Here is a 26,369-nt window from a genome sequence, read left to right as displayed (position 1 = left end):
AAAGATACATCCACTCAAACTTTTCATCCAAATCCACCAGCGATCAGGACCTCACCGCTTGACATAACTTCCCACGCTAAATCACCCGCCCATCCCAGCCCACCGTCACATGCCGCGGCAGCTCCCGCCGATGCTGCAACAACCACGCATCCAGCGTATGCCCCACATGGGTCAGCACCCCCAACTGCGCACCCACCTCTTCAATACATTGCAACGCCAGCGTCAGGTCATTGTGATTGCGCGGTGCCTGCGGTTGCGGCGGCATGGAGCAATCGAGTACCAGCACATCCAGCGGCTCGCGTTGCAGCCAATCGCGGGTGGCGGGTGGCAGGCCGACGGTGTCGGTAAGGTAGGCAATGCGCCGCCCTTCACCTTCCAGCAGATACCCCAGGGTGGGCTTGGAATGCAGCAGCGGTAACGCGGTGACGCTCAGTTCACCCAACCGGCGGGTTTCAAACTCGGCAAACGGCTGGCTGAAATCGAGGATGCCGGGGTGCTTGTACAGGTCGGACAACCCTTCCGGATCCACCGGCCCATGCACCGGAATCACCAGCCCCTGGCCCCAGCGCAGATGCAGCAGACCCTGGGCATGATCGGCATGGTAATGGGTCTGGAGAATCCCGTTGAAGCTGCGCGGCGGGAAGCGCTCGGTGAGGTCGGGCAACCCGCTGTCGATCAACCAGCGCTGGCCGCCACACTCGATCAATGCGCTGCATGGGCGGCGGCGCAGGCTCTGGTCATGGCGGGCCAGGCCACAGGCGGCGCACTCACAGCCATACACCGGGACTTGCCGCGCGTCGCCGGTGCCCAGCAGTGTCAGGCGCATGCAGGTTGCCCGTCGAGGCAGCCCAGCAAGCGCTCGACCGTGTGTTCCAGTTGGCCGGAATTGTCGAGCAGGAACACGTCTGCAGCAGCGCTCAATCCCTCGGCGAATCGCGCATTGCGCGCCAGGCGCAGATCAATATCCGCCAGGGATTCGCGACCCCGCGCCAGCAAGCGCTGGCGCAACACCCCTTGGTCTACCGTCAGCAGCACCACCAGCAGGTTCGGGTAACGCAGCCGGGTTTGCGCCAGGTGGCCGCGGGAGCCGTTGACCAGCACATCGTGCCCCGCCGCCAGCCACTCATCGATTTCCCGTGGGATGCCATAGGACAACCCGTTGGCGTGCCAGCTGAGGGCAAATGCGCCCTCGGCCTCCATTGCGGCAAACTGCGCCGGGCTCACACCCTGCGCCGCTTCGCCCACCGCTTCCGCCGAGCGGGTGATGACCCGCCGCACAATGCGACAACCACGCTCGGCCAGACGCGGTCGTGCGGCATCCAGCAGGCTGTCCTTGCCCGAACCCGATGGTCCGATGAGATAGATCAACCTGCCTGCCATCAAAACACCCTCTTCGCTTGTCGCCACACTTGTTGGACCACGGGCAGTCCGTCGCGGCTCCTGGCTTGCACCAGGTCGGCCCGCAGACCCGTGGCGATTTCGCCGCGATCGCTGAGGCCCGCCGCGTGCGCGGGCGCCAGACTGATCATCCTGATTGCCCGCGACAGATCGCCGCCATCCTGTTGATCGGCCAGCACGAACGCCGCCTGCAACAGGCTGGCCGGGTAGTAGTCACTGGAAAGTATATCCAGCAATCCTTCGGCGGCCAGGCCGGCGGCGGCCACATTACCCGAGTGGGACCCGCCACGCACCACGTTCGGCGCGCCCATCAGAACTTTCATGTTCAGTTGCCGGCAGCCACGGGCGGCTTCCAGGGTGGTGGGGAATTCGGCGATAGTCATGCCGTAGCGCGCCGACTCCTCGACGTGAGCCAGGGTCGCATCGTCATGGCTGGCCACCGACAGGCCGCGCGCCAGGCAATGCTCGACGATCGCGGCGCGGTAGCGGTCGCTGTACTCCCTGGAGTTGGCCATTTGCAGCTTGATGAACGCGTCCATGGTCTCGTCGTTCAGGTGGTACTTGCCCATGTAGTACTCACGGTACTTGGATTCAAGCACGAACTGGCGCTGGCCCGGCGAGTGGTCCATCACTGACACCAACTGCACCAACGGGTTTTCCACCAGGTCGCGGAACACGCTCAGGGTGTCGGGGTGGCACAGCTCGCAGCGCAGGTGCAGGTGGTGTTCGGCGCGGGTCAGGCCGGCGCTTTCTGCTGCCGCGATGGCGTTGAGCATCGCCGGCAGTTTCTGCATGCGGTTGCCCTTGGGATTCACATCGCCGATGGACACCGCGTCGAACACCGTGGTGATGCCGGCCGCGATGATCTGCGCATCATGGCTGAGCACCGCCGAGGTCGACGGCCAGTCCACGCCGGGGCGCGGGGTCATGTGTTTTTCCAGGTTGTCGGTGTGCAGTTCCACCAGGCCCGGCAACAGGAAATCCCCGTCAAGGTCCTGGGCCTGGGGCAGTTGGCTGCGGCCTTCGGCGATGTCGACGATCAGCCCGTCACGCAGCACGACGCTGCCAAGGAACATACGGTCAGCCGTCACCAGCCGGGCATTACTGAGGATCTGTTCAGCGGGCATGGGCGTATTCCTCTTGGGCAACAGGCGCGGGGGTCATGTCGAAATGGCGGTCGGCGACCGCTTCACGGGCGGCGCGGTCGTGGAAGATGCCGATCAAGGCCGCGCCGGCAGCCTTGGCTTCGTTCATCAGTTCCAGCACCACCTGCCGATTGCTGTCATCGAGGGACGCAGTGGGTTCGTCCAGCAGCATCACCGGCCAATCCACCATGAAGCCGCGGGCGATGTTGACCCGCTGTTGCTCGCCGCCGGAGAACGTACCGGGTGCCAGCTGCCACAGGCGTTGCGGGATATTCAGGCGGGTCAGCAGATGCTCGGCGCGCGACTGTGCATTGGCCTTCGACCAGCCACGGGCCAGGGCGGGCTCCATCACCACATCCAGGCAGGCCACCCGCGGGATCACCCGCAGAAACTGGCTGACGTAGCCCAGGGTCTGCTGGCGCACCTGCAACACCTCCCGAGGCTCGGCACCAACCAGCTCCAGCCATTCGCCAAGGTGCTGTACCCGGATGCTGCCGCCCGCCGGCAGATAGTTACCGTACAGGGTGCGCAGCAACGTGCTTTTACCGGCGCCGGACTGGCCATGCAGCACCAGGCACTCACCGCCTTTCACGCTGAACTCCACCCCGCGCAGCACGTTCAGCACCACGCCGTTCTGCTGGTGCAAGGTGAAGGTTTTCGAGAGGTCACGGACCTCGATCAAGGCATTCATCATGGCTGCAATACCGAAGACACCAGCAGTTGAGAGTAAGGGTGCTGTGGATCGTCGAGGATCTGGTCCGTCAGCCCGGTTTCCACCACGCGGGAACGGCGCATCACCATCAGGCGGTCGGCCAGCAGGCGCGCCACGGCGAGGTCGTGGGTCACGATCACCACCGCCAGATCCAGCTCGCGAACGAGGCCGCGCAGCAGGTCGAGCAAGCGCGCCTGTACCGACACGTCCAGGCCGCCGGTGGGTTCGTCCATAAACACAAGGCGCGGGCTGGAGACCAGGTTGCGGGCGATTTGCAGGCGTTGTTGCATGCCGCCGGAGAAGGTCCGGGGCAAGTCGTCGATACGCTGCGGGTCGATTTCCACCTGGCCCAGCCAGTCGAGGCCGGCGCCACGCAGTTGCTCATAGTTGCGCACGCCCTGGGCCATCAGGCGCTCGCCGATATTGGCGCCGGCAGACACGCCCATGCGCAAACCGTCCCGAGGGTTTTGCTCGACAAAGCCCCATTCGGTGCGCAGCAAGGTGCGGCGTTCGGCTTCGCTGGCGCTGTACAGATCCAGCCATTCACCGTCCTTGCCGCGATAGCCGATGTGACCGGCCTGCGGTGGCAGACGCCCGCTGAGCAGCGAGAGCAAGGTGGACTTGCCTGAGCCCGACTCACCAACAATCCCCAACACTTCACCGGGGTACAAATCGAAGCTGACGTCCTGGCAGCCCTTCTCTTCCCCGTACAACAACGACAGGTCACGCACTTGCAAAAGAGGCTGGCTCACTGGTTGTTCTCCTTGACCCGTTGGGCGCAATACCAGGTGTCGGAACACACAAAACTCTGGGTACCGGCGTCGTCGAGAATCAGCTCATCGAGGAACGATTCATGGCTGCCGCAGATCGCGCAGGTGTGTTCCCACTTCTGCACTTCGAACGGATGGTCTTCAAAGTCGAGGCTGGTGACCTGGGTGTACGGCGGCACCGCGTACAGGCGCTTTTCGCGACCGGCACCGAACAGCATCAGCGCCGGGCTCATGTCGAGTTTCGGGTTGTCGAATTTCGGGATCGGCGAGGGGTCCATCACGTAGCGCTCATCCACCATCACCGGGTAGGCGTAGCTGGTGGCGATATGGCCGAAGGTGGCGATGTCCTCGTAGAGCTTTACGTGCATCACCCCGTAGTCATTCAGGGCGTGCATGGTGCGGGTCTCGGTTTCCGACGGTTCGATAAAACGCAGCGGCTCCGGGATCGGCACCTGGTAGACCATGATCTGGTCGGCCTGCAACGGAGTTTCCGGGATGCGGTGGCGGGTCTGGATCACCGTCGCGTCCGGGGTGCTTTCGGTGGTGGCGACGCCCGCCGTACGGGCGAAGAAGCGGCGGATCGACACGGCGTTAGTGGTGTCGTCGGCGCCCTGGTCGATCACCTTGAGCACGTCGTCAGCCCCCAGGATCGCGGCGGTCAGTTGCATGCCGCCGGTGCCCCAACCGTAAGGCAGCGGCATCTCGCGGCCACCGAACGGCACCTGGTAACCGGGGATCGCCACGGCCTTGAGCAAGGCGCGGCGGATCATGCGTTTGGTCTGCTCGTCGAGGTAGGCGAAGTTGTACGCCGGGTCACGCGCAGGCGCTTGAGTCAGGTCATTCATGGCGGGTGCCCTCGGCCGGTTGGCGCAGTTTGCGGATCAGTTCCAGCTCGGACTGGAAGTCCACGTAGTGAGGCAATTTGAGGTGGGAAACGAAGCCCGCCGCCTCGACGTTGTCGCAGTGGGACAGCACGAATTCTTCCTGCTGGGCCGGCGAGACGATCTCTTCGTTGAACTCATTGGCCCGCAGCGAGCGGTCCACCAGGGCCATGCCCATCGCCTTGCGCTCGGCGTGCCCGAATGCCAGGCCGTAGCCCCGGGTGAACTGCGCCAGCTCGGTGGCCGAGCCGACGAATTGGTTGACCATCTCGCACTCGGTGACTTCGATGCTGCCCAGGCAGACCGGGAAACCCAGCTCTTCCGGGTCGATCCACACCTCCACATCGCCGATGCGAATCTCGCCGGCGAACGGGTGGTTGCGGCCGTAACCACGTTGGGTCGAGTAACCCAGTGCCAGCAGGAAACCTTCGTCGCCACGGGCCAGGGCTTGCAGGCGCTGGGCGCGGTTGGCCGGGTATTCCAGCGGGTCGCGGGTGATGTCGGCGACGCTGCCGGTGTCGTCGGATTCGTTCTTGATCAGCCCTTCCTTGGCCAGCAGGCCGAGTACCCGAGGGCACGCTTCCAGAGTGGCATCCGGCGTGGTTTGCGGGCCGGGGTATTCACCTTCGGCCAGCAGCGCAAAGTCCAGCAGGCGGTGGGTGTAATCGAAGGTCGGGCCCAGCAGTTGCCCGCCCGGCACGTCCTTGAAGGTGGCCGACAAACGCCGACTCAGTGACATCTGCGCGGTATCGATCGGCAGGCTCGGGCTGAAGCGCGGCAACGTGGTGCGGTAGGCCCGCAGCAGGAAGATCGCTTCCACCAGATCCCCCGCCGCTTGCTTGATCGCAAGTGCAGCCAACTCCGTGTCGTACAGCGAGCCTTCGCTCATCACTCGCGCGACCGCCAGCGGCAGTTGCTCGCGGATCTGCTCCACGCTCAATTCCGCAATGGAAGTATCGCCCCGGCGTTTTTTCGCCAGCAGGCGGTGGGCATTGTCGATGGCCTGTTCGCCACCCTTGACGGCTACGTACATCAGGCATGCTCCTGTGCAATTCGAGTGCTGCGTGGCAGGCCGATCAGGTGATGGCCGGCGGCGAACAACACGTCCAGGCCACGGGGAAAGGTTTCCCGGCGTTGGCGTTCCAGCCAGAATGCTTGAGGCACCGGCAGGTTGACCTGACGCTGGGTCTTGATCCCCGGACCGCGCCAGTTCAAGGCGCGACCGGCTTCCAGGTCGGTCAACTGGACCAGCAAGGTGCAGGACTGATCCGGGTAACGGTCGTTGCCGTGGTTGAAGCCGCTGAGGTCGAGCAGCTCCTGTTCACCGAGCAAGGCGAACGCGGCCTCTTCCCGGTTGGCGGTCAGCGGGCAGCCGCAGTGGAAGGCCAGGTTGGCGCGGATCAGCGGCGTGTCGAAGCACGGCGCCAGCCACAGCGGTGTGTCCATATCCAGCAGCGCCAGGCACAGCGCATAGGTAGCCGGCGCCAGGCCTTCAAGGCTGGGGGCCGCGGGCAAGGACTGGATCAGGCCGGGCTCGGCGAGGGCCTTGAGGGCCCCGCGAAAACCGCGCTGGGCGTCCAGCACCGGGTCTACAAAGGCCGGTTGCAAGCGTTGGGCATTCATCAGTTTTCTCCTCGAACCAGGGTGAAGAACTCGACCTTGGTGGCGGCGGTGTCGGCCTCTTTTTGCGCCCGGCGCTCGGCCTGGGCGTTGGCCAGTGCGCCGATCAGGTCGCTGAGCCAGGGGCTCGGGTGTGCACCCTGCAAATGCGCATCCGCCAGGGCCGCCAGTTCGGCGTGGACCTTGTCGCGCCCGGCCAGGTAGCTGTAGCCGGTGCGCCCGTCTGCCAGGCGCACCACGCAGCGGGTCACGCTCATTTCGCCGAGGTTGAACGGCGCGCCATTGCCGCCCATGCGGCCACGCACCAGGGTCATGCCGATTTCCGGGGCGCGGATCAGTTGGTAATCCACGTCGCGCAGGGCGTCTTCATGGGGCAGCAATTCACTGCGAAAGGCGCGGGCGAGCACGCCGATCCAGTGTTGACGCGGGGACAGGTTCATCGGGGTCTCCATCAGGTCACCACTTGGTACTGGAAGCGATCCGAACGGCTGGTGGACTGCGCCAGCTCCACCGGGCGGCCGTCGCGATCGCGGGAAAGGGTGAATACGGTGAGCGCCGGCAAGTGCCGGGGCATCATCAGCAGTGCGGCTTCGTCGCGGTTGGGCAAACGCGCGCCGATCAGGCTTTGGGTACGGGTCAACGGCATGTCGCGCTCACGCAGGTAGTGGCGCAGCGAGCCGCCGTTGTAGTCCGCCAGCAGCGGCGCATGGCTGGCGCAGTAACGGTGGCGGATCAGGCTGACCGGCTGGTGGTCGAGCTTGCGCAGGGTTTGCAGCTCGATCATCGGCGCCATCTCGGCGATGCCCAGTTGCTGGGCCTCTTCGCGGCTGGCAAAGCAGTAGCGGCGCTTGAGCAGCATCGCTTCCACGCCCACGCCTTGGGCCGACAAGGACTGGCTGTAGGAGGTCTCGGCGCCCATCGGGTAAATCAGCGGGCGGTCCAGCACCTGGGTGCCCTTGCCCTGGCGGCGCAACAGGCTGCCTTCGAACACCAGCTCGTCGATGGCGCGGCGCAGGGTGTGGCGGTTGACGCCGAAGCGTTCAGCCAGTTGCACCTCGCCCGGCAGGAATTCACCGGCCTGGTAGCTGCTCAGTTCGCGGCGCAGGATGTCGGCGAGTTCGCGGTACACCGGCTCATCTTGTCTAGACAACTGCATGCTTAAAAAAAGCGCCCTGGGGCACCCCTCCGACGTCAGATGAACTGCTTGCGCAGGCGTTGGGACAGCACGTCGATACAGCTCACCACCACGATGATCACCAGCAGCACCGCGCAGGTCTGCACGAACTGGAACGCGCGGATGTTCTCCCAGAGGATCACGCCGATCCCGCCGGCACCGACCATCCCCACCACCGTCGCCGAACGCACGTTGGCCTCGAAGCGGTAGAGCGCGTAGGACACCCACAGCGGCATCACTTGCGGGATCACGCCGTAGATCACTTCCTGCAAGGCACTGGCACCGGTGGCTCGCACACCTTCAACGGGGCCCGGGTCGATGGCTTCGACGGCTTCGGCAAACAGCTTGGCGAGGACCCCGGTGGTGCTGATCCACAAGGCCAGGACACCGGCAAAAGGACCGAGGCCGACGGCGACCACGAACAACATCGCGAACACCATTTCGTTGATCGAACGGAAGGCATCCATCACCCGGCGCAGCGGCTGGTGAATCCACCATGGGGTGATGTTGTCGGCGCACAGGATGCCCAGGGGCACCGAGCAGACGATCGCCAGCACCGTGCCCCAGAGGGCGATTTGCACGGTGACGATCATCTCCTTGAGGTAGGAGCGCCATTCGTGGAAGTCCGGCGGGAAGAAGTCGGCGGCGAAGGTCGCCATGTTTCCGGAGTCGCGGTACAGCGCCAGCGGGTTCATCTCGGCGCCGTGCCAGGCCCAGGCCAGCAGGACCAGGAACAGGCCCCAGCCCAGGTATTGCGGCCAAGTCCTTTTGCCCACTGCTTCAGCATGCAAGGTAGTCATGGGTCACTCTCGGTGTAGGGTTGGAACTGGGCTTAATGTGGGAGCGGGCTTGCTCGCGAATGCGGTGACTCAGTCGCCGGATGCGTTGAATGACACACCGTATTCGCGAGCAAGCCCGCTCCCACATGAACCCGATTCCTACAGGGGGTTAGCCGTTGGCTGCGGTCTTCTTGTCCAGTTCGGTGATGCGCTCTTGCAGCTTGGCCAGGTCGGCGTCGATGTCGGCGAGCTTCCTGGCCTTGTCAGCCGCTTCCAGCTTGTCGTCGGCGCTGATGGTGGTGCGCTGCTTGAACAGTTCCAGTTGGCGGATCGGCAACAACTGGTCGTCGCTGGACTTGAGGAACTTGCCCAGTTGCATGTTCTTCAGCACGGCCTTCTCTTCGTCGGTGTCACCGTAGTTGGCGAAGAAGTCGCGGATCTTGGTCTTCTCGCTGTCGCTCAGGGCCTTGCTCCACACCATCGGGTCGGCCGGGATCAGCGGCGACTTCCAGATCACCTTGAGCATGGCGGCCTTGTCCGGCTGGGTGACTTCCAGTCGGTCCCAGCTTTCGGTGTTGAAGGTGGCGACGTCCAACTGCCCCTTGGCCACGCTCAATGCGTTGACTTCATGGCTGGAGTTGAGGGTTCGCTTGAAGGCGGTGGCAGCGTCGACGTGGTTCTTGGCGAACACGTAGTAGCCGGGCACCAGGTAGCCCGAAGTGGAGTTCGGGTCACCGTTGCCGAAGGTCAGGTTCTTGGCGTTCTTGAGCATGTCATCGACGTTGTTGATCGGGCTGTCCTTGCGCACGATCAGCACGCTCCAGTAACCGGCAGCCCCGTTGGCGGCGGCGGTCTGGGCGAAGATTTCGCCGTTGGAACGGTCCACCGCTTCCATCGCGGCCTTGTTGCCCAGCCAGGCCACGTCGACCTTGTTGAAGCGCATGCCCTGGATCAGGCCGGCGTAGTCGGAAGCGAAGGTGGCGTTGATGGTGAGGCCGGTCTTCTTGTGCATGTCATCCAGGAAGGGCTGCCAGATGCTCTTGAGGTTCTGCGAAGACTCGGTGGACATGATGCCGAAATTGATCGCCTTGTCGGCGGCCTGGGCAGTGCCCATGGCCACGCTGGCAAGCAGCACGGCAGACAGAAACACATGACCGATACGGTTCAACATGGAGAGGATTCCTGTGGGTCGTTAGTAAGGTTTCAAGCGCGGGCCAGGGCCAACCGTGCGGGGACGACGGGTGTGCGGGTCTGGTCGGAAAACATCAGGCTGGTGTCCACATCGGCACCGTACAAATCGTTGAGGAACTGGCTGCTCAGCTCGCTGGCCTGGCCATCGAAGTGAATCCGCCCGCCCTTGAGCGCCACGGCTCGGGGGCAATAACGCATGGCGTAATCGACTTGGTGCAGGGTGACCACCACGGTCTTGCCGTCGCGGCCGTTGATGTCGGCGAGGATCTCCATGACCTTGCGCGCCGACTCCGGGTCCAGGGAGGCGATGGGTTCATCCGCCAGGATCACTTCGGCGCGTTGCGTCAAAGCGCGGGCGATTGCCACGCGTTGCTGCTGGCCGCCGGACAAGGTGGAGGCGCGCTGGCTGGCCAGGTCTGCCAGGCCGACGCGGGCCAGGGATTCCATGGCGAACTGTTTTTCCTCGGCATTGAACAACCCGAGGTTGCCGCGCCAGCGCGGCATGCGGCCCAGGCAACCGAGCAGTACGTTGTCGAGCACGCTCAGGCGGTTGACCAGGTTGAACTGCTGGAAGATGTAGCCGATGTCGGCGCGCAGGCGCCGCACCTTGCCATTCAACCGCCCGCTGGCCTGCACTTCCCGGCCCAGCACCTTGACGCTGCCGCCGTTGCTCTTGTCGCAACAGGCCAGGCCCGCGAGGTGGCGCAGCAAGGTGGACTTGCCGGAGCCGGAAGCGCCAATCAGCGCGACCATCTCACCGGTGGCAACGGTGAGTTCGAGGTCGACCAGCGCGGATTTCTTCGCAAAGGTCTTGTTCAGATGATCGACATGGATAGCTGGAGTCATGGGCTTCTCTGTCTGGTTGAACAGCCATCCGTGGCTGCGTTTGAGTTCAAACGACAGTAGGCGCGGGCTGTGTCAGCCCTATGACTTGCACATGACTGGAGTAAAACCGTTTGATGAAGGTTTGATGAAAGGTTGGAAGTAGCTGTAGGACGTTGATCGTTCCCAACGCTCTGCGTGGGAATACCGCCTCGGACGCTCTGCGTCCATTGAAGTCTTGCGCAGTGGTGACGCGGAGCGTCACGGGATGCATTCCCACGCAGAGCGTGGGAACGATCCATACCTAACCTGTGGCGAGGGAGCTTGCTCCCTCGCCACAAGGTCTTCGCCCGGCATTGGAAATGTGCCGGACTGTGGTGCAATAGCTGGCCGCCAATATGTGCAAAAGGACAACGTGATGGGAAAAGACAAGGCATGTCCGGTCATCCTGCGAACCCGCCAATCCCTGGAAATCCTCGCCTTCAAACACCCACTGGCAGGTCTTCAACTGGTCAAGGGCAGCGTGGAGCCTGGCGAAAGTACCGAGGTTGCGGCAGTTAGAGAGTTGCTTGAAGAGGCCGGGATAACCGGCAAGGTGATACGTGACCTGGGCACTTGGCACTCAGCGTCCACGGGGCATACATGGGCCTTTCATCAATGCCTGATCCCTGAAGACCTGCCAGATACCTGGACCCATTTTGCAGAGGATGATGGCGGCCACGAGTTCCAGTTCTTCTGGCACCCGCTGGCGAGCGAACCGTCAGAAGAGTGGCATCAGGTCTTTAAAGATGCCCTGGAGTTTCTAAAGCCGCGCCTTGCCGAAGTATCGCTTCAGGAATAATCAAGATCCCGGTAAATCGGTGATTTTTCCTACGATCTCTATGGCTTGCAGCAGCCTTAACTCGCCGCTAGCCTCTCCAAGTCGCTGCTCATCAGCGATCGGGTTTGGTCGCCCGGGTTAGAATGGCGCACAGTGCCGCGCAAGCGGCATTATCGTGTTCGCTTTATGGCGAGCTGTGCGTGGGAGGGCCCTGGCCCTGCCGGGTTTCCATTCCCTGGTCGACCAACCTGCGTACAGCTCGCCACCCACCTGCTTGGTCGCAGATGTGGTGAGCTCCCACTGAATGGAGAGTCATTGCATGTACAAGGTCACGCCTAATCCGCCAGAAACGTCTGGCTCCAAGTCTGAAAAAAACAAGCTTCAGGACGCCGCCCAGCGGGCCATCGATCACTACCTGAAACCCGCCGAAACCAAAGCGTCCACCAATGAAAAAAACCACTTCAGTCTGTTCACCGTATCAGCCAACGTTGAAACGGAAGCACTGCTGAGCAACGCCTACGAAACACTCCAGTCTGCCAATGCAATGGCGTTGGACCTTTCCGAAAACATTGATGGCAAAGACCGCAGCCTGGTATTGGCGATGCAACAACTGCTGGAGTTGGGATTGTTGTTGGTGGATAGAGCGCTGGATCGAGAGTGCCCGGTGGCCTGATCAAAACCGAAATCCAACTGGCAACATAAATCCAATGTGGGAGCGGGCTTGCTCGCGAATGCAGAGGGTCAGTCAATACATCGGGTGACTGATCCACCGCTTTCGCGAGCAAGCCCGCTCCCACATTTTGATTTTCATCAGGTTCAAACTGCCCGGTGTTATTGAGCGATGCGGGCGCGCAATCGCGGCATTACAAAATCCAGAAACGCCCGCAGCTTCAGCGGCAACGGCGACTGCCCTTTGTGCACCAGGCTAATGGGCAGCGGCGCCGACTCGAACGCCTCAAGCACCACCGCCAACGCCTCCTCCCGCACTGCATCCGCCACTTGATACGAGAGCACCCGAATCACCCCAACCCCCAACGTCGCCGCCGCAATCGCCGCTTCTGCGGTGTTCACCGACAACCGCGAATGCACCGGTACCGAGAGCCCGGTTTTACCCGCGCCAAATCCCCACGCCCCTTGGGACGCCAGCACTTCGAAGGTGATGCAGTCATGCCCCGCCAAGTCCTGGGGCTCAGCGGGTATGCCGCGAGCGGCCAGGTATGCCGGGCTGGCGCACACCACCCGCCGCACCGTGCCCACCTGCATGGCCTTGAGCGAGCTGTCGGGCAACTCGCCAATGCGCACCGCGACGTCGCAGTGTTCTTCCATCAGGTGCACGACGCGGTCGGTGAGGATCAGGTTGATGTCGATCTCCGGGTACTGCGCGAGGAATTCCGCCACCACCGGCACGATGTGCAGCCGCCCGAAGACCACTGGCGCGGTAACGACCAGTTCGCCCCGGGGCTGGGAATATTCGCCAGTGGCCGCGCGCTCGGCCTCGCTGATGTCTTCAAGAATGCGCCGGCACGCGTCGAGGTAAGAGGCGCCGGCATCGGTCAACGACAGCTGGCGCGTGGTGCGGTGCAGCAGGCGGGTTTTCAGGTGCGTCTCAAGTTCAGCCACCTTGCGGCTGACGCTGGCCAGCGGCATGTCGAGGCGCCGCGCCGCAGCGGTCAGGCTGCCTGCATCAACCACGGCAACGAAGATGGACATGGATTCAAGACGGTTCATGGCAACCTATCAAATTCTGGAAGGATGATTCCAAATCCTAGGGGATTATCCTGCCAAGCGCGAGTGCGTAACGTTGGCCACTCATCTCCTTCCCGGAGATCTGCATTGAAGGAGAGCGCCGTGAGTGGCCTGCCGATGACATCCCAACCTTCCACAGCGCCTGCGGTCGCGCCGCGCGGCAAGATCATCATGATGGCGGTGATCGCCGGCGCGGTGATTACCAATATTTACTGCACCCAGCCGATCCTGCCGCTGATCGCTTCGGACATGGGCGTAGACGTGACCACCGTGGATCTGGTGGCCGGTTCCGCCCTGCTGGGTTTTGCTACCGGGCTGGCGTTGCTGCTGCCGATGGGCGACCGTTTTGACCGCCGCAAGCTGGTGCTGGGGCAGATCACCCTGGCGTTCTGTTTCGCCCTGGCGGCGGCGTTTTCACCGGGCATCTGGGCGCTGATCGGGGCGTCTTTCGGCTTGGGGATTGTGAGCTGTGTGCCGCAGCAACTGGTGCCGTTCGCGGCGGTGATGTCGCAGCCCCACGAACGCGGGCGCAATGTGGGCACGGTGGTCAGCGGGATCATGGTCGGCATCCTGCTCGGGCGCACGATCGCCGGCGTAGTCGGTGAGGCTTATGGCTGGCGGGCGGTGTACGCGATGGAGGCGGCCTTCATGATCCCGGTGTGGATCGGTGCCGCCAGGCTGCTGCCACAAGGCGTGCCGAGCACCAACCTGTCCTACCCTCGCCTGCTGGCTTCGCTGTGGCCGCTGATGCGCGACAACAGCCCGATTCGCCAATCAATGATGGTGCAGGCGTTGTTGTGGGCTTGCTTCAATGCGTTTTGGGTGAATCTGGCAGCACTGTTGGCTCATGGGCCATGGCAATTGGGCAGTGCCTGGGCAGGTGGCTTCGGGATTATCGGTGCGGCGGGTGCGTTGGCGGCGTCGCTCGGTGGGCGGGCTTCCGACAGGCTGGGTTCGCGCAAGGTGATTGGGGCGAGTATCGGGATTGTGACCTTGGCGTTCCTGCTGCTGGCGGGTGCCGAGACTTCGATTATCTTGCTGGTGCTGGGGGTGATCGTGCTGGATATCGGCGTGCAGTCGGGCTTGGTTTCCAACCAGACCCGGGCGTTTGCGGTGGACCCGAAAGCCCAGGGCCGCATCAATAGTTTGTACATGACGGCGACGTTTTTTGGCGGTGCGGTGGGGGCGACAGTCAGCGGCTGGTTAATGGCGCGGTTGGGCTGGATGGGGATTGTGGAGTTTGGGGTGATGCTGGGGGTGATTGCCGGGGTGATCCACTGGACAAGCGCGCCCAGGCAGACTGAGGAGCTGACGTAATTTCAAATCAAACGAGATTCAAAATGTGGGAGCGGGCTTGCTCGCGAATACGGTATATCAGTGCCCGATTTGTTGGCTGACACGCCGTATTCGCGAGCAAGCCCGCTCCCACATTTGAGCTTTGTTGTTGGGTGGACTGTATTCCAAACCAGCCATGAAAAAGGCGACCCGAAGGTCGCCTTTTTTCATTGTGCGTACTGCTTGCTCAACCCCGGCGGTACGCCATGGACATCGGTCTCTTCCCAAGGCCCGTTGGGGCTGATGGACCGGCTCCAGCCGTTGCTCCAGCGGTAGTAGGTGCGCTGGCGGTAGAACGTATCCGGCTGTTCGTCCAGCACGTACACCTGCATCTTTCCGTCCCAGTGGCTGGCCGCACCCGGTGGCGGTGCGAAGGTCGGCGAGGAGCTAGGCACCGGCTTCGACGGTTTGATCACCGGGCTCGAGGGCTGTGTGCTCGGCTGGGTCGACGGCCCTGTCGGTGGAATAGTCGGCCCGGTAGGCGACGGAGGCCGATGGACCGCACAAGCACTCAACCCCAGTACCAGGCTGAGCAGGGTGATACGTGCGATAGCGGTCATGGGCATTTCCTCGAATTATTGGTCCGGACTGTCGATGGTCAGCTGCTGCAGCGCAGTGGTGCTGCTGGCCAGGGGTTGGCTGCGGCCGATCCACTCGCCAGCTGTGGGAACACCTGCCCGGGATATGCGCGCAACCAGTTGGACTTCGGGAAAGTTGGACAGTTTCAACTGCGGCATCATCGCGTCGCTGTCGCCCAGCTCGACGGTGATCGGCAGGTCGGCCACGGTCACGCGCTTGGCGGCCAGGGGCGCCGGCGGGCCTTTGACGGCGCGGGCGAAGATGAACACGCTGTCGGTCGGCAAGGCCTTGGCCTTCACATCGGCGGCCAGGTCCACCCGCACTTGCATCTGTTTTTCTGCCTTCACGGGCGCCACGCTGCCGCCGCTCTCCTTGAGCTTCTCGGCGGCCCGGTCGATCCCGCCTTGCAGCGCGGCACGGGAATTGTCGTCCGGTGGCAGTTGCGCCAGCAGGCGGTTCCAGTAGTCGATCGCTTCCTGGTAACGCTGGCCTTCAAAGGCGGCGATGCCCAGCAGGCCGAGGCTGGTGACTTCTTTCGGATCGAGTTTCAGTGCTTCGTCGGTCAGGGCCTGGACCTTGGGCGACCACTGTTTGTTGTCAGCAAAGTACTGGGCCTGGGCCCACTGGCCGAGCAACTCGGGCTGGCGACCGGCCAGGGCCACGGTGCGCTCGAAGATTTTCGCCGCATCGGCGGAACGGTCCTGGGCCATGTAGGCGCGACCGAGGAAGTACAGGCCTTCCGGCGAATCCGGCTGGGCCGCTGCGGCGCGCTCCAGGCGGCGGGTCATGTCTTCCATGGACACCGGCGGCTGGGAGAATTCGCGGGTCAGTTCGACCTTGTCGCTGGCACCGTAATGCAGGTACAGCGCCACCCCCAGCACCGGCACCAGAAACGCCGCGAGCAACGGCAACGGTTTGCCGAGGCGCGATTCCCGGGGCTTTTCCACACCCTCGGTATCCGCCAGCAACTCACGGGCCGCTTCAGCGCGCCCGCTGTCCAGCTGGGCCGCATCCAGCACGCCTTCGGTCTGCTGGGTTTGCAGTTCCGCCACGCGTTCCTGGTACAGCGCCACGTTCAATGCAGTGCGATCCTCTTCACGCTGGGCACGGCGGCCGCGTAACACCGGGATCAGCAGGAAACTCAAGGCAATCAGAAGCAGCAGACCTGCTGCGAGCCAGAAATCAATCATCAGTTTTTTTGTCCAGCAGTTGGTCGAGGCGTTGACGCTCATCGACGGAAAGCGAGTCCGAGCCATCGGCCGGGGCGACACGACGGCGGCGCACAATCACCGCCATAACGACTAAGCCTGTGAGCAACAACCCGGCGGGGCCGAACCACAGCAGCGCAGTCTTGCCGGTGAGCGCCGGCTTGTAGCGCACGAAGTCACCGTAGCGGTCCACCATGAAGTCGATGATCTGCTGATTGTCCTTGCCCTCGCCGAGCATGCGGAAAATCTCTTTGCGCAGGTCGGCGGCGATCGGTGCATTGGAGTCGGCGATGTCCTGGTTCTGGCACTTGGGGCAGCGCAGCTCCTTGGTCAGTTCGCGAAAACGCTCGCGGTCTCCGTCCTTGGCAAATTCGTAAGTGTCGATGGCGGCGTGGGCCACGCCGACCATGCTCAAGCCCAATACCGCGGCGGCTAACCAACGCTTCATGGCTTGGCCTCATCCACCAGCGCCTGGTACTTGGCGGCCAGTTGCTCGCGCCACACCACTTCGTCGATCACGCCCACGTACTTGTCGCGGATCACGCCCATGGCGTCGATGAAGAAGGTTTCCGGAGCGCCGTACACACCAAGGTTCAGCCCGAGATTGCCGTCTTCGTCGCGGATATCCAGTTGGTACGGGTTGTGGAATTCCGCCAGCCACTTCAGGGCGGCAGCATTGTCGTCCTTGTAGTTGATGCCGTAGATCACCACGCCCTTCTCCGCCAGCTTGTTCAGCACCGGATGCTCCACGCGGCAGGAAATGCACCAGGTGCCCCACACGTTGACCAGTGCCGGTTTGCCCAGCAAATCAGCCTGGGTCAGGGTCTTGTCGCCCTGCACCGTCGGCAGCGAGAACGCCGGGAATGGCTTGCCGATCATGGCCGACGGCAGCTCGGCCGGGTCCAGGTACAGCCCGCGATACAGGAACACCGCCACCACCAGGAACGCCGCCAGCGGTAACACCATCAACCAACGCTTCATACTGGCGCTCCTTGCAGGCCGAGGGCTTCACGCACCCGGCTCTTGACCTTGACCCGGTAGCGCCGGTCCATCGCTGCCAGCAAACCACCGAAGCCGGTGAGCAGGCCGCCGAACCAGATCCAGCGCACAAACGGTTTGACGTGGACCCGCACGGCCCACGCGCCATCGCCCAGCGGTTCACCCAGGGCGACGTAGAGGTCGCGGGTGAAACCGGCGTCGATCCCGGCTTCGGTCATCATCGAGCTTTGCACGGTGTACAGGCGTTTTTCCGGGTGCAGCACCGCCACTTCCTTGCCATTGCGCACCACACGTACGGTGCCTTTGTCGGAGGTGAAGTTCGGGCCTTCGAAGTGCTTGGCGCCTTCGAAAATGAAGTGGTACCCGGCCAGGTCCATGGACTCGCCCGGTGCCAGGCGCAGGTCGCGCTCGGCACTGTTCTGGCTGGACAACACGACGCCCAGGGCGCACACGGCGATGCCGATGTGGGCGACCTGCATGCCCCAGTAACTGCGGGTCATGGTCGGCAAGCCTTTGATCAAACCTTTGTGGCGGGTCTTGTCGATCAGGTCGCGTACACCGGCCAGCAATACCCAGGCCGCGAGCATGAAGGTGGCAAGCACGGCCCAGTTGAAGTCGCCGTAGGCAATACCGGCGATCACGGCCAGCGCGGCGCTGCCGAGCAGTACCGGGGTGAGCATGCCCACCAGCCATTTCACCGGGGTGTCTTTCCAGCGCACCAGTACGCCGACCGCCATCACCACCATCAGCAGCGCCATCAACGGGATGAACAGCGCGTTGAAGTACGGCGGGCCGACGGACAGCTTGGCGCCGCTCAGGGCATCCAGCACCAGCGGGTACAGGGTACCGAGCAGAATCATCGAGGCCGCCACCACCAGCACCAGGTTATTGCCCAGCAGCAGGGTTTCCCGGGACCAGAGGTTGAAGCCCACGTGGCTCTTGACCACTGGCGCACGCAGGGCGAACAGCGTCAGGGAGCCGCCGACCACGAACAGCAGGAAGATCAGGATGAACACGCCGCGCTCCGGGTCGGAGGCAAACGCGTGCACCGAGGTCAGTACGCCGGAACGCACCAGGAACGTACCCAGCAGGCTCAGGGAAAACGCGGCGATGGCCAGCAACACGGTCCAGCTTTTGAACACGCCGCGTTTTTCCGTGACTGCCAGCGAGTGAATCAGCGCGGTGCCCACCAGCCAGGGCATGAAGGAGGCGTTTTCCACCGGGTCCCAGAACCACCAGCCGCCCCAGCCGAGTTCGTAGTAGGCCCACCACGAGCCCAGGGTGATGCCGATGCCGAGGAATGCCCAGGCGACGATGGTCCACGGCCGCGACCAGCGCGCCCAGGCGGCATCGAGACGCCCGCCGAGCAAGGCGGCGATGGCGAAGGCGAAGGCGACCGAGAAACCGACGTAGCCCATGTAGAGCATCGGCGGGTGCACGATCAGGCCGATGTCTTGCAGCAGCGGGTTGAGGTCGTGCCCGTCGACCGGGATCTGCGGCAGGATGCGGGTGAACGGGTTGGAGGTCATGATCAGGAACAGCAGGAAGCCGATGCTGATCATGCCCATCACCGCCAGCACCCGGGCCAGCATCACCTGCGGCAGTTGGCGGGAGAAGATCGAGACGGCAAAGGTCCAGCCGCCGAGGATCAATGCCCACAGCAGCAACGAACCTTCGTGGGCGCCCCACACGGCGCTGAACTTGTAGTACCAGGGCAAGGCGCTGTTGGAGTTATTGGCGACGTAGGCGACAGAAAAGTCGTCGGTCATGAAGGCGTAGGTCAGGCAACCGAAGGCGAACACCAGAAAGGCGAACTGGCCCCAGGCAGCCGGCTGGGCCAGGCTCATCCACAGGCGGTCACCGCGCCAGGCGCCCAGCAACGGGACCACGGCCTGGACGATGGCAAAGCACAGGGCGAGGATCATCGCCAGCTGGCCCAACTCCGGAATAAACAGTGCGGACGTCATGACTTAGCCCTCCTTGGCAGGGGTCGGGGCGGATTGGCCGCTGTCTTTGAGGGCCTTGGTGACTTCCGGCGGCATGTATTTTTCATCGTGCTTGGCCAGCACTTCGTCGGCCACTACCACGCCGTCGGCGTTGAGCTTGCCGAGGGCGACGATGCCCTGCCCTTCGCGGAACAGGTCCGGGAGGATGCCGCGGTAGGTGATGGTCACGGATTTGTTGAAGTCGGTGACGATGAACTTGACGTCCAGGGAGTCGCCGGAGCGTTGCAACGAGCCTTTCTCGACCATGCCACCGGCACGGATTCGGGTGTCCAGCGGCGCTTCGCCGTTGGCGATCTGGGTCGGGGTATAGAACAGGTTGATGTTCTCCCGCAGGGCGCTCAGGGCCAGGGTCACGGCAATGCCGACACCGGCCATGATGGCCAGGATGATCAACAGACGCTTTCTACGCAGCGGATTCACTTTTCGGTCTCCCGGCGCAAACGACGCGCCTCTTGTTGCAGGTAACGCTTGCGGGCCAGGATCGGCGCGGCGACGTTGAGGGCCAGCACCGCCAGGCAAATGCCATAGGCCGTCCAGACGTACAGGGCGTGATGGCCCATGGCGAGAAAATCACTGAAAGAGTTGAAGCTCATCCACGGGCTCCCAGGCTGTTTTGCACTTCGGCCTTGACCCAACTGGTGCGGGCTTCACGCTTGAGCACTTCGAGGCGCATGCGCATCAGCAGCACGGCGCCAAAAAAACAGTAGAACCCCAGCACCATCAGCAGCAGCGGCGCCCACATTTCCACGGGCATTGCCGGCTTTTCGGTGAGGGTGAAGGTGGCGCCCTGGTGCAGGGTGTTCCACCACTCCACCGAGTATTTGATGATCGGGATGTTGATCACGCCGACAATCGCCAGCACCGCGCAGGCCTTGGCGGCGCTGTCACGGTTGCTGATGGCGTTGCCCAGGGCAATCAGGCCGAAGTACAGGAACAGCAGGATCAGCATCGAGGTGAGTCGCGCATCCCATACCCACCACGAACCCCAGGTCGGCTTGCCCCAGATCGCACCGGTGACCAGCGCCACGGCGGTCATCCAGGCACCGATGGGCGCGGCGCATTGCAGGGCGACGTCCGCCAGCTTCATCTTCCACACCAGGCCGACGATGCCGCACACCGCCAGCATCACGTAGCAGGACTGGGCCAGCATCGCGGCAGGCACGTGGATGTAGATGATGCGAAAGCTGTTGCCTTGCTGATAGTCCGGCGGCGCGAAGGCCAGGCCCCAGACCAGGCCGATGCCGATCAGCAATACCGCGGCGATGCTCAACCACGGCAGCAGTTTGCCACTGATGCCGTAAAACCATTTGGGCGAGCCGAGCTTGTGAAACCAGGTCCAGTTCATGCTGTTTCCATCACGGTTGCTTCTCGTCGTTGCGAGAAGCTTAGGGTCTTTACTGGTTAAGGTTCTATCGCTTAACCAGACCTCATTATTCGCCGACGCTGATCTTCAGGCCAGCCGCTATAGCAAAGGGTGTCAGGGTTACCGTCAGGGCGGCCAGGCTGCCAAGCCACAGGAGGTAACCGGTCGCCGGCATGCCCTGGAGCGCGGCTTGCAACGCGCCGCTGCCCAGGATCAACACCGGGATATACAAAGGCAAGATCAGCAGGGCCAACAACAGGCCACCGCGTTTCAAACCGACGGTCAGTGCCGCACCTACGGCGCCCAGTAGACTGAGAACCGGCGTGCCAAGCAACAAGGAAAGGAGCAACACCGGCAGGCATTCGGTGGGCAACCCCAGCATCATCGCCAGCAGCGGCGCGAGCAATACCAGCGCCAGGCCGGAAAACGCCCAGTGTGCCAGTACCTTGGCCAATACCAGAAGTGGCAGGGGGTGCGACGAAAGGACCCACTGTTCGAGGGAACCGTCTTCAAAATCACTGCGAAACAGCCCGTCCAGCGAGAGCAGGACTGACAAAAGCGCCGCCACCCAGACCAGTCCCGGAGACAAGGTTTGCAACAGTTTAGTCTCGGGGCCCACCGCCAACGGGAACAGCGCGATCACAATCGCGAAGAACACCAGCGGGTTGGCCAATTCGGCCGGACGGCGACAGAGTAACCGCGCTTCGCGGGCGACCAACAGGGCAAATACGCTCATACCGCCCACCGGCCCAGGTCGAGGTCGCGGTAACCGGCGGGCATGCGCGTCAAGGTGTGGTGAGTGGTCAGGACAACCATGCCGCCCTGCTCGCAGTGCGCGGCAAGGTGTTCTTCCAATTGGGCAACGCCTTGTTTGTCGAGGGCGGTGAAGGGTTCGTCGAGAATCCATAGCGGCGGGCCGTCCAGATACAAACGGGCCAGGGCCACGCGGCGCTGCTGGCCGGCGGACAGGGTGTGGCAGGGAACGTCTTCGAAACCCTTGAGGCCAACCGCGGCCAGCGCCTGCCAGATCGCCTCGCGGCTGGCGGGATGATGCAGGGCGCTGAGCCAACTGAGGTTTTCTTCAGCGGTAAGCACATCCTTGATTCCGGCGGCGTGGCCGATCCAGATCAGGTTGCGCGCCAGCTCGGTGCGCTGCTCGTGCAACGGTTTGCCGTTGAGCCGCACTTCCCCCGCCGTCGGCTGCATCAGACCGGCCAGCAGGCGTAACAGGCTGGTCTTGCCGCTGCCGTTGGGGCCGCTGACCTGCACCATGTCGCCGCCCGCCAGACGCAGTTCGAGGTGTTCGAACAGCATCCGCAGGTCACGTTCACAGGCGAGCGCTACGGCTTCTAGAAGAGGGCTGGTCAAGAGATCGCGGGCCTTTACGGTTCAAGTCGGCGGTGGAACGGCCGTTAAAGAGATGCACATTAACTGCTTTGGCGACCGTTTTTAGAGAGCTGGATCAATCAGTTGTGTTGTTTTTAACGCTCTCTTTGAAGACGGGCGGCATTATACATGTGATGCCCTACTCTAAAGAGGGCAATTTCCCCTGAGACGGCGCGCACGATGACCGGTGAGATCAATCTTCCCACGCTCCCCCCGACGCTTCCGGCCGGGCCTGCGCCCGCGCCTGCAGCGGGCGAGTTGCTGAAACTGCTGGAGCCGCAGACCGGCCTGATCGACCCCGGAAAAACCGTAAATGCCGAGGTGCTGGCACTGAAACAAGGCGGCGATGCATTTCAGTTGCTGCTCAAGCTGACCCTGGAAGGCGGCCGGCAAACCCTGGTGCAGGCCAGCAGCAGCCAGCCGCTGCCGCTGGGTACTCAGGTGGAAGTCAGCCAGACGCCGTCGGGCAATTTGTCCATCAGCCTGCAGCAGGCCCTGAGTTCCAGCGTCGCTGCGCTGACGCGTATCGACACCAGCCAGTTACCGGTGGGCACCCTGCTGCAAGGCAAGGTGCTGACCACCCAGGCGCTGCCACAGGGCGCCAACCAGCCGGTGGTGTATCGCTCACTGGTGTCGGTGCTCAATAACGTCCTCAGCGGCGCGACCCTGACCGTCGAAAGCCCGCAGCCCTTGCGCGTCGGCAGCCTGCTCAGCGCCGTGGTGCAAAGTGCGCAGACCTTGAGCTTTGTACCGCTGAGCGGGCGCCAGGACCAATTGGCCGTGGCCCAGCAACTCTCCACCCAGCAAAGCCGCCAGGGCTCGCTGGACGTGGTGTTCACCGCGCTGCAAAGCCTGCCGGCGACCAGCAGCGACAGCACCGGGGCCGACCTGCGCGCCGCCGCCGAGCGTTTGCTCGCCGGCCTGCCCGACCTGGCCCAGGCCAGCAACCCCAAGGTGCTGGCGCAACTGATCCAGAACAGCGGGACCTTCCTAGAAGCCAAGTTGCTGGCCGGGCAAAACCCGCAGATACCGCCGCTGGACATGAAAGGCGCGCTGCTGCGCTTCGTCGCCGACCTGCTGCCATCCCTGCCCGCCAGCACCAATCTGAATGCGATCCTCGCTGCCAACACCCTGGCGCAGTTGCTGCCCAGCTTCGTACGCAGCCCGCTGGGTACCCTCGGCCAGGTCGGCGCCAGGCAGGCGCCCGCGGGCTTTCCGCTGCCCGATCGGCTGATGCAACGCCTGGAAGGTGAAAGTGACCTGGAAAACCTGCTGCGCCTGGCCGCCGGGGCCATCTCCCGCCTGCAAAGCCATCAGCTGTCGAGCCTGGAGCAGACCGGTACCACCGCCGACGGCAAGCTCTTGACCACCTGGCAGCTGGAAATCCCCATGCGCACCTTGCAGGACATCGTGCCGTTGCAGGTCAAGTTCCAGCGGGAAGAACCGGCGCCCGACAAGGAACAGCCGGAACGCAAGGACAGCAAGGATCCCAAGCAAATGCTCTGGCGCGTGGAAATGGCGCTCGACATGGAGCCGCTCGGCCCGTTGCAGGTCCAGGGGCAACTGAGCCAGGGCAAACTGTCGAGCCAGTTGTGGGCGACCCGGCCCTTCACCGCCAGCCTGATCGAAAGCCACCTGGGCAGCCTGCGCGAGCGCCTGGTGTCGTCGGGACTCAACGTCGGCGACCTCGACTGCCACCTCGGTACCCCGCCACGGGGCCCGAAAACCGGGCTTGAACAACGCTGGGTGGATGAAACCGCATGAAAAACCCCAACCCGCCCCGCCAGGCCATCGCCCTCAAATACGACGGGCAACAAGCGCCGACCCTGACCGCCAAGGGCGACGATGCCCTGGCCGAAGCCATCCTCAAGCTGGCCCGGGAGAACGAAGTCCCGATTTACGAAAATGCCGAGCTGGTCAAATTACTGGCACGCATGGAGTTGGGCGACAGTATCCCGGAAGAGCTGTACCGCACCGTCGCCGAGATCATCGCGTTTGCCTGGACGCTGAAGGGCAAGTTCCCGGTGGGCTACGACCCGGACGCGGGGCCGGTGGAGCGGGATGTGACGGAAAGAGGCGACGATTATTAAGGTGGGAAGCCGGCTGATCGTTCCCACGCTCTGCGTGGGAACGCCGCCTCGGACGCTCCGCGTCCAACCGGCGCTGCAATGTTCAAGTCTTGCGCAGGGGTGACGCGGAGCGTCACGGGATGCATTCCCACGCAGAGCGTGGGAATGATCAGTTGCGGTGGGTGGTGTATAGCAATTATATCTTTCGAGGTATAGATTATCCCTAACCCGATAGTTCAGGATAAACCCATGAGCCCTACCCGCCCGATTCTCAGTCGAAAGCTACTCGCCGAAGCGCTCGCCCGTGATCTGGCAGGCGAGTCATTTGCCGACTACAGCTCCGGCATGTTCCTCGCGGCTCCGCGCCGTACCGGCAAGAGTACGTTCCTGCGCAACGACCTTATCCCCGAGTGCAAGGCCCGGGGCTGGCTGCCGGTGTACGTGGACCTGTGGATGAACCGCGAAGTCGACCCCGCCGAACTGATCTCCGGCGCTATCGGCAAAGCCCTGGGCGAGTTCGAAAGCGCAGTGAGCAAGGCGGCCAAGAAAGCCGGTATCGACAAGATCAGCCTGCTGCGCACCTTGAGTTGGGACTTCACCAAACCGCAATTGCCCGCCGGCACCACGCTCAGCCACGCCCTGGACGTGCTGCACCAGGTCTCGGGGCAAATGATCGTGCTGATCGTGGACGAGGCCCAGCACGCCCTCAACAGCGAAGGCGGGGTGAACGCCATGTTCGCCCTCAAGGCGGCACGGGATCATCTCAACGGCAGCAGCACGGCCGATGGCCTGCGCCTGGTCTTCACCGGCTCCAGCCGGGACAAACTGGCCAACCTGGTACTCAAGAGCAAACAACCGTTCTTCGGCGCCCACATCACACCGTTCCCGCTGTTGAGCCGGGATTTCGTCGAGTTCGTGACGGACCTCTGGAACCAGCGCCTGGCCGCGACCAACCAGTTCAACCTGGAGGACATGGACTATGCCTTCCAGCTCGTTGGCCGGCGCCCGGAAATGCTCAACACACTACTGACCGAAGTGAGCGTGGGTCTTGGCGAGGCCAGCAACCTTGGCGAGTTGCTGAGGACCGGGGCACTCAATCACCAGGCCGGCATCTGGAGCGACTACGAGAGCGCCTACAACGACCTCTCGCCGCTGCAACAGGCGGTACTTGAAGTGATGGGCGAACGAACCCTGGGCAAGCGGGCGTTCTCGCCTTTTGCGGAGAAAACCTTCCAGGATGTGAACCGCAAGCTGGAACAGGCCCAGGTCGAGCCGAACGCCAGCACACCAAACGTGCAGAAAGCACTGGAAGTGCTGCGGGAGAAGGAGTTGGTCTGGAAAGCCAACCGTGGTGAATATGCTTTGGAGGACTCGACCATGGCCGAATGGCTGAGCAACCGGCACCGGCTATAAGCTGCAAGCAATACCGCTTGCAGCTCGTAACCTTCAGTTGTCCTTGTGCAACCGGCTCATCAACTGCGCTTCAGCCTGGGTCAACCCGCAGGACTGGGTCAGCTCATCCACCGTGGCGCCCATGCCCACCAGCTTCGCCGCCTGGGCGAATGAGAGGCTCGACGGGTCACGCTGTTCGAGTGCCGACAGCTTGTCCGGCAACGGCGCCAGCACCGAACGCAGCTCGTGCACTTCATCACCCACACGCACCGCACTTTGCTGGAAGTGGTCGACCCGCTTGGCCAGCTCCAGGATCCGCCGGTCGCGCACAGCGTCGCGCTCGACTTGTCGAGTGGCCAATTCCCGTTGCTGGCGAACATAACGCAGCAGGAAGCCCAGGGTCCCGGCCCAAAGGATGGCCAGGACGATCACCGCTACCTCAAGAAACAATCAGATATTCTCCAGGTCCTGCCACTCTTCTTCGCTCATCATCTTGTCCAGCTCAACCAGAATCAGCAGTTCGCCGTTCTTGTTGCAGACACCCTGGATGAACTTGGCCGATTCTTCGTTGCCGACGTTCGGCGCAGTCTCGACTTCGGATTGGCGCAGGTAAACCACTTCCGCCACGCTGTCGACCATGATCCCGACCACTTGCTTGTCGGCTTCGATGATCACGATGCGGGTGTTGTCGTTGACTTCGGTCGGCACCAGGCCAAAACGCTGGCGGGTGTCGATCACGGTCACCACGTTGCCGCGCAGGTTGATGATGCCCAGCACATAGCTTGGGGCACCCGGAACCGGAGCGATTTCGGTGTAGCGCAGCACTTCCTGCACACGCATCACGTTGATGCCGTAGGACTCGTTGTCCAGCTTGAAGGTGACCCATTGCAGGATTGGATCATCCACCAGACCTTGTGCGGACACTGACTTGTTCATACTCCAGACCCCTTCAAATACCGTTGGTTACGGTGTGT

The 26,369-nt window shown here is 63.1% G+C and carries 32 protein-coding genes; 6 read left to right on the top strand and 26 right to left on the bottom strand.

Annotated elements, in window-relative coordinates; genetic code table 11:
• Positions 1 to 76: 76 nt before the first annotated feature.
• From phnP to phnC, 13 genes are all read right to left on the bottom strand, one after another.
• Entirely contained in the window at positions 77 to 826 is a 750-nt protein-coding gene (gene phnP, locus HX807_RS04360) for a phosphonate metabolism protein PhnP (RefSeq protein ID WP_177035116.1), read from the bottom strand.
• Entirely contained in the window at positions 817 to 1,380 is a 564-nt protein-coding gene (gene phnN, locus HX807_RS04355; RefSeq protein ID WP_087694466.1) for a phosphonate metabolism protein/1,5-bisphosphokinase (PRPP-forming) PhnN, read from the bottom strand. Before phnN ends, phnP begins: the two co-directional genes overlap by 10 nt.
• Positions 1,380 to 2,525, bottom strand: coding sequence for an alpha-D-ribose 1-methylphosphonate 5-triphosphate diphosphatase (locus HX807_RS04350; protein WP_177049322.1), 1,146 nt, complete (start codon positions 2,523 to 2,525; stop codon positions 1,380 to 1,382). Before HX807_RS04350 ends, phnN begins: the two co-directional genes overlap by 1 nt.
• Positions 2,515 to 3,234 carry a phosphonate C-P lyase system protein PhnL gene (phnL, locus tag HX807_RS04345; protein WP_008434762.1) on the bottom strand — a complete coding sequence of 240 codons (720 nt, stop codon included), beginning with the start codon at positions 3,232 to 3,234 and terminating at the stop codon, positions 2,515 to 2,517. Before phnL ends, HX807_RS04350 begins: the two co-directional genes overlap by 11 nt.
• On the bottom strand, positions 3,234 to 4,043 hold the full coding sequence (phnK, locus tag HX807_RS04340) for a phosphonate C-P lyase system protein PhnK (RefSeq protein ID WP_085984643.1): 810 nt from the start codon (positions 4,041 to 4,043) through the stop codon (positions 3,234 to 3,236). The genes phnL and phnK overlap by 1 nt, the downstream gene beginning before the upstream one ends.
• A complete protein-coding gene (locus HX807_RS04335) occupies positions 4,004 to 4,870 on the bottom strand; it encodes an alpha-D-ribose 1-methylphosphonate 5-phosphate C-P-lyase PhnJ (RefSeq protein ID WP_008434764.1) in 867 nt (288 codons plus the stop codon). The genes phnK and HX807_RS04335 overlap by 40 nt, the downstream gene beginning before the upstream one ends.
• Positions 4,863 to 5,939 carry a carbon-phosphorus lyase complex subunit PhnI gene (locus HX807_RS04330; protein WP_177049320.1) on the bottom strand — a complete coding sequence of 359 codons (1,077 nt, stop codon included), beginning with the start codon at positions 5,937 to 5,939 and terminating at the stop codon, positions 4,863 to 4,865. The genes HX807_RS04335 and HX807_RS04330 overlap by 8 nt, the downstream gene beginning before the upstream one ends.
• Positions 5,939 to 6,529, bottom strand: a complete 591-nt coding sequence (gene phnH, locus HX807_RS04325) for a phosphonate C-P lyase system protein PhnH (protein WP_177023213.1) — start codon at positions 6,527 to 6,529, stop codon at positions 5,939 to 5,941. The genes HX807_RS04330 and phnH overlap by 1 nt, the downstream gene beginning before the upstream one ends.
• Positions 6,529 to 6,966, bottom strand: coding sequence for a phosphonate C-P lyase system protein PhnG (gene phnG / locus HX807_RS04320; RefSeq protein WP_003210619.1), 438 nt, complete (start codon positions 6,964 to 6,966; stop codon positions 6,529 to 6,531). Before phnG ends, phnH begins: the two co-directional genes overlap by 1 nt.
• An 11-nt stretch (positions 6,967 to 6,977) precedes the next feature.
• Positions 6,978 to 7,682 carry a phosphonate metabolism transcriptional regulator PhnF gene (gene phnF, locus HX807_RS04315; protein WP_023659262.1) on the bottom strand — a complete coding sequence of 235 codons (705 nt, stop codon included), beginning with the start codon at positions 7,680 to 7,682 and terminating at the stop codon, positions 6,978 to 6,980.
• Between the two features lie 35 nt (positions 7,683 to 7,717).
• On the bottom strand, positions 7,718 to 8,500 hold the full coding sequence (gene phnE, locus HX807_RS04310) for a phosphonate ABC transporter, permease protein PhnE (protein WP_033897602.1): 783 nt from the start codon (positions 8,498 to 8,500) through the stop codon (positions 7,718 to 7,720).
• Between the two features lie 148 nt (positions 8,501 to 8,648).
• Positions 8,649 to 9,650, bottom strand: a complete 1,002-nt coding sequence (gene phnD, locus HX807_RS04305; RefSeq protein WP_003210622.1) for a phosphonate ABC transporter substrate-binding protein — start codon at positions 9,648 to 9,650, stop codon at positions 8,649 to 8,651.
• A 32-nt stretch (positions 9,651 to 9,682) separates the two neighbouring features.
• Positions 9,683 to 10,516 (bottom strand): phosphonate ABC transporter ATP-binding protein, encoded by an 834-nt coding sequence (gene phnC / locus HX807_RS04300; protein ID WP_003210623.1) that lies wholly within the window; start codon positions 10,514 to 10,516, stop codon positions 9,683 to 9,685.
• Between the two features lie 394 nt (positions 10,517 to 10,910).
• On the opposite strand from phnC, the gene HX807_RS04295 reads away from it, so the two are divergent.
• Together HX807_RS04295 and HX807_RS04290 are read left to right on the top strand one after the other, a co-directional pair.
• Positions 10,911 to 11,333 (top strand): NUDIX domain-containing protein, encoded by a 423-nt coding sequence (locus HX807_RS04295; protein WP_177049318.1) that lies wholly within the window; start codon positions 10,911 to 10,913, stop codon positions 11,331 to 11,333.
• Between the two features lie 298 nt (positions 11,334 to 11,631).
• Positions 11,632 to 11,985 (top strand): DUF6124 family protein, encoded by a 354-nt coding sequence (locus tag HX807_RS04290; RefSeq protein ID WP_087694315.1) that lies wholly within the window; start codon positions 11,632 to 11,634, stop codon positions 11,983 to 11,985.
• Positions 11,986 to 12,143: 158 nt separating this feature from the next.
• Here the strand turns inward: HX807_RS04290 and HX807_RS04285 are convergent, their stop codons facing one another.
• Entirely contained in the window at positions 12,144 to 13,040 is an 897-nt protein-coding gene (locus HX807_RS04285) for a LysR family transcriptional regulator (RefSeq protein ID WP_177041446.1), read from the bottom strand.
• A 135-nt stretch (positions 13,041 to 13,175) separates the two neighbouring features.
• Here HX807_RS04285 and HX807_RS04280 point away from each other — a divergent pair, with 135 nt between their 5' ends.
• Positions 13,176 to 14,375, top strand: coding sequence for an MFS transporter (locus HX807_RS04280; protein ID WP_177049366.1), 1,200 nt, complete (start codon positions 13,176 to 13,178; stop codon positions 14,373 to 14,375).
• Positions 14,376 to 14,560: 185 nt separating this feature from the next.
• Here the strand turns inward: HX807_RS04280 and HX807_RS04275 are convergent, their stop codons facing one another.
• From HX807_RS04275 to ccmA, 10 genes are all read right to left on the bottom strand, one after another.
• A complete protein-coding gene (locus tag HX807_RS04275; RefSeq protein ID WP_008434777.1) occupies positions 14,561 to 14,953 on the bottom strand; it encodes a hypothetical protein in 393 nt (130 codons plus the stop codon).
• A gap of 15 nt (positions 14,954 to 14,968) precedes the next feature.
• Positions 14,969 to 16,162 carry a c-type cytochrome biogenesis protein CcmI gene (gene ccmI, locus HX807_RS04270; protein WP_177023215.1) on the bottom strand — a complete coding sequence of 398 codons (1,194 nt, stop codon included), beginning with the start codon at positions 16,160 to 16,162 and terminating at the stop codon, positions 14,969 to 14,971.
• On the bottom strand, positions 16,155 to 16,628 hold the full coding sequence (locus HX807_RS04265; RefSeq protein ID WP_003210629.1) for a cytochrome c-type biogenesis protein: 474 nt from the start codon (positions 16,626 to 16,628) through the stop codon (positions 16,155 to 16,157). Before HX807_RS04265 ends, ccmI begins: the two co-directional genes overlap by 8 nt.
• On the bottom strand, positions 16,625 to 17,161 hold the full coding sequence (locus HX807_RS04260) for a DsbE family thiol:disulfide interchange protein (RefSeq protein ID WP_177049316.1): 537 nt from the start codon (positions 17,159 to 17,161) through the stop codon (positions 16,625 to 16,627). Before HX807_RS04260 ends, HX807_RS04265 begins: the two co-directional genes overlap by 4 nt.
• Entirely contained in the window at positions 17,158 to 19,146 is a 1,989-nt protein-coding gene (locus HX807_RS04255; RefSeq protein WP_008434784.1) for a heme lyase CcmF/NrfE family subunit, read from the bottom strand. Before HX807_RS04255 ends, HX807_RS04260 begins: the two co-directional genes overlap by 4 nt.
• 3 nt (positions 19,147 to 19,149) lie before the next feature.
• Positions 19,150 to 19,605, bottom strand: coding sequence for a cytochrome c maturation protein CcmE (ccmE, locus tag HX807_RS04250; protein WP_008434786.1), 456 nt, complete (start codon positions 19,603 to 19,605; stop codon positions 19,150 to 19,152).
• Positions 19,602 to 19,778: a heme exporter protein CcmD gene (gene ccmD / locus HX807_RS04245; RefSeq protein WP_008434788.1), complete on the bottom strand. Its 177-nt coding sequence runs from the start codon at positions 19,776 to 19,778 to the stop codon at positions 19,602 to 19,604. The genes ccmE and ccmD overlap by 4 nt, the downstream gene beginning before the upstream one ends.
• Positions 19,775 to 20,530 (bottom strand): heme ABC transporter permease, encoded by a 756-nt coding sequence (locus HX807_RS04240; RefSeq protein ID WP_008434790.1) that lies wholly within the window; start codon positions 20,528 to 20,530, stop codon positions 19,775 to 19,777. Before HX807_RS04240 ends, ccmD begins: the two co-directional genes overlap by 4 nt.
• An 85-nt stretch (positions 20,531 to 20,615) precedes the next feature.
• Positions 20,616 to 21,284 carry a heme exporter protein CcmB gene (gene ccmB, locus HX807_RS04235; protein ID WP_177049314.1) on the bottom strand — a complete coding sequence of 223 codons (669 nt, stop codon included), beginning with the start codon at positions 21,282 to 21,284 and terminating at the stop codon, positions 20,616 to 20,618.
• The gene (gene ccmA, locus HX807_RS04230) at positions 21,281 to 21,862 is read right to left on the bottom strand and encodes a cytochrome c biogenesis heme-transporting ATPase CcmA (RefSeq protein WP_003210636.1); all 582 of its coding nucleotides are present in this window, start codon (positions 21,860 to 21,862) and stop codon (positions 21,281 to 21,283) included. The genes ccmB and ccmA overlap by 4 nt, the downstream gene beginning before the upstream one ends.
• Before the next feature lie 252 nt (positions 21,863 to 22,114).
• Between ccmA and HX807_RS04225 the strand changes: the two genes are divergently transcribed.
• The 3 genes from HX807_RS04225 (at position 22,115) to HX807_RS04215 (ending at position 25,416) form a co-directional block, all read left to right on the top strand.
• Positions 22,115 to 23,698, top strand: coding sequence for a flagellar hook-length control protein FliK (locus tag HX807_RS04225; RefSeq protein WP_177049312.1), 1,584 nt, complete (start codon positions 22,115 to 22,117; stop codon positions 23,696 to 23,698).
• Positions 23,695 to 24,024 (top strand): EscU/YscU/HrcU family type III secretion system export apparatus switch protein, encoded by a 330-nt coding sequence (locus HX807_RS04220; protein ID WP_003210638.1) that lies wholly within the window; start codon positions 23,695 to 23,697, stop codon positions 24,022 to 24,024. Before HX807_RS04225 ends, HX807_RS04220 begins: the two co-directional genes overlap by 4 nt.
• 228 nt (positions 24,025 to 24,252) lie before the next feature.
• Complete coding sequence (locus HX807_RS04215; protein WP_177049310.1) at positions 24,253 to 25,416, top strand: hypothetical protein; 1,164 nt, start codon at positions 24,253 to 24,255, stop codon at positions 25,414 to 25,416.
• 33 nt (positions 25,417 to 25,449) lie between these two features.
• Here the strand turns inward: HX807_RS04215 and HX807_RS04210 are convergent, their stop codons facing one another.
• On the bottom strand, positions 25,450 to 25,845 hold the full coding sequence (locus tag HX807_RS04210) for a DUF2802 domain-containing protein (RefSeq protein WP_008434800.1): 396 nt from the start codon (positions 25,843 to 25,845) through the stop codon (positions 25,450 to 25,452).
• The gene (locus HX807_RS04205; protein ID WP_003210641.1) at positions 25,846 to 26,331 is read right to left on the bottom strand and encodes a chemotaxis protein CheW; all 486 of its coding nucleotides are present in this window, start codon (positions 26,329 to 26,331) and stop codon (positions 25,846 to 25,848) included.
• Between the last annotated feature and the right edge of the window lie 38 nt (positions 26,332 to 26,369).

This window comes from Pseudomonas sp. D8002 (assembly GCF_013385695.1).
Lineage (GTDB): Bacteria > Pseudomonadota > Gammaproteobacteria > Pseudomonadales > Pseudomonadaceae > Aquipseudomonas.
Note: the sequence above shows the minus strand (reverse complement) of the source record. Positions and strands in the feature narration are given on the sequence as shown.

Bases quoted from the DNA above. Each gene is read 5' to 3' on its own strand.
- phnP (WP_177035116.1), bottom strand. From the start codon at position 826: ATGCGCCTGACACTGCTGGGCACCGGCGACGCGCGGCAAGTCCCGGTG.
- phnN (WP_087694466.1), bottom strand. From the start codon at position 1,380: ATGGCAGGCAGGTTGATCTATCTCATCGGACCATCGGGTTCGGGCAAG.
- HX807_RS04350 (WP_177049322.1), bottom strand. From the start codon at position 2,525: ATGCCCGCTGAACAGATCCTCAGTAATGCCCGGCTGGTGACGGCTGAC.
- phnL (WP_008434762.1), bottom strand. From the start codon at position 3,234: ATGAATGCCTTGATCGAGGTCCGTGACCTCTCGAAAACCTTCACCTTG.
- HX807_RS04335 (WP_008434764.1), bottom strand. From the start codon at position 4,870: ATGAATGACCTGACTCAAGCGCCTGCGCGTGACCCGGCGTACAACTTC.
- HX807_RS04330 (WP_177049320.1), bottom strand. From the start codon at position 5,939: ATGTACGTAGCCGTCAAGGGTGGCGAACAGGCCATCGACAATGCCCAC.
- phnH (WP_177023213.1), bottom strand. From the start codon at position 6,529: ATGAATGCCCAACGCTTGCAACCGGCCTTTGTAGACCCGGTGCTGGAC.
- phnG (WP_003210619.1), bottom strand. From the start codon at position 6,966: ATGAACCTGTCCCCGCGTCAACACTGGATCGGCGTGCTCGCCCGCGCC.
- phnF (WP_023659262.1), bottom strand. From the start codon at position 7,682: ATGCAGTTGTCTAGACAAGATGAGCCGGTGTACCGCGAACTCGCCGAC.
- phnE (WP_033897602.1), bottom strand. From the start codon at position 8,500: ATGACTACCTTGCATGCTGAAGCAGTGGGCAAAAGGACTTGGCCGCAA.
- phnD (WP_003210622.1), bottom strand. From the start codon at position 9,650: ATGTTGAACCGTATCGGTCATGTGTTTCTGTCTGCCGTGCTGCTTGCC.
- phnC (WP_003210623.1), bottom strand. From the start codon at position 10,516: ATGACTCCAGCTATCCATGTCGATCATCTGAACAAGACCTTTGCGAAG.
- HX807_RS04295 (WP_177049318.1), top strand. From the start codon at position 10,911: ATGGGAAAAGACAAGGCATGTCCGGTCATCCTGCGAACCCGCCAATCC.
- HX807_RS04290 (WP_087694315.1), top strand. From the start codon at position 11,632: ATGTACAAGGTCACGCCTAATCCGCCAGAAACGTCTGGCTCCAAGTCT.
- HX807_RS04285 (WP_177041446.1), bottom strand. From the start codon at position 13,040: ATGAACCGTCTTGAATCCATGTCCATCTTCGTTGCCGTGGTTGATGCA.
- HX807_RS04280 (WP_177049366.1), top strand. From the start codon at position 13,176: ATGACATCCCAACCTTCCACAGCGCCTGCGGTCGCGCCGCGCGGCAAG.
- HX807_RS04275 (WP_008434777.1), bottom strand. From the start codon at position 14,953: ATGACCGCTATCGCACGTATCACCCTGCTCAGCCTGGTACTGGGGTTG.
- ccmI (WP_177023215.1), bottom strand. From the start codon at position 16,162: ATGATTGATTTCTGGCTCGCAGCAGGTCTGCTGCTTCTGATTGCCTTG.
- HX807_RS04265 (WP_003210629.1), bottom strand. From the start codon at position 16,628: ATGAAGCGTTGGTTAGCCGCCGCGGTATTGGGCTTGAGCATGGTCGGC.
- HX807_RS04260 (WP_177049316.1), bottom strand. From the start codon at position 17,161: ATGAAGCGTTGGTTGATGGTGTTACCGCTGGCGGCGTTCCTGGTGGTG.
- HX807_RS04255 (WP_008434784.1), bottom strand. From the start codon at position 19,146: ATGACGTCCGCACTGTTTATTCCGGAGTTGGGCCAGCTGGCGATGATC.
- ccmD (WP_008434788.1), bottom strand. From the start codon at position 19,778: ATGAGCTTCAACTCTTTCAGTGATTTTCTCGCCATGGGCCATCACGCC.
- HX807_RS04240 (WP_008434790.1), bottom strand. From the start codon at position 20,530: ATGAACTGGACCTGGTTTCACAAGCTCGGCTCGCCCAAATGGTTTTAC.
- ccmB (WP_177049314.1), bottom strand. From the start codon at position 21,284: ATGAGCGTATTTGCCCTGTTGGTCGCCCGCGAAGCGCGGTTACTCTGT.
- ccmA (WP_003210636.1), bottom strand. From the start codon at position 21,862: ATGCTGTTCGAACACCTCGAACTGCGTCTGGCGGGCGGCGACATGGTG.
- HX807_RS04225 (WP_177049312.1), top strand. From the start codon at position 22,115: ATGACCGGTGAGATCAATCTTCCCACGCTCCCCCCGACGCTTCCGGCC.
- HX807_RS04220 (WP_003210638.1), top strand. From the start codon at position 23,695: ATGAAAAACCCCAACCCGCCCCGCCAGGCCATCGCCCTCAAATACGAC.
- HX807_RS04215 (WP_177049310.1), top strand. From the start codon at position 24,253: ATGAGCCCTACCCGCCCGATTCTCAGTCGAAAGCTACTCGCCGAAGCG.
- HX807_RS04205 (WP_003210641.1), bottom strand. From the start codon at position 26,331: ATGAACAAGTCAGTGTCCGCACAAGGTCTGGTGGATGATCCAATCCTG.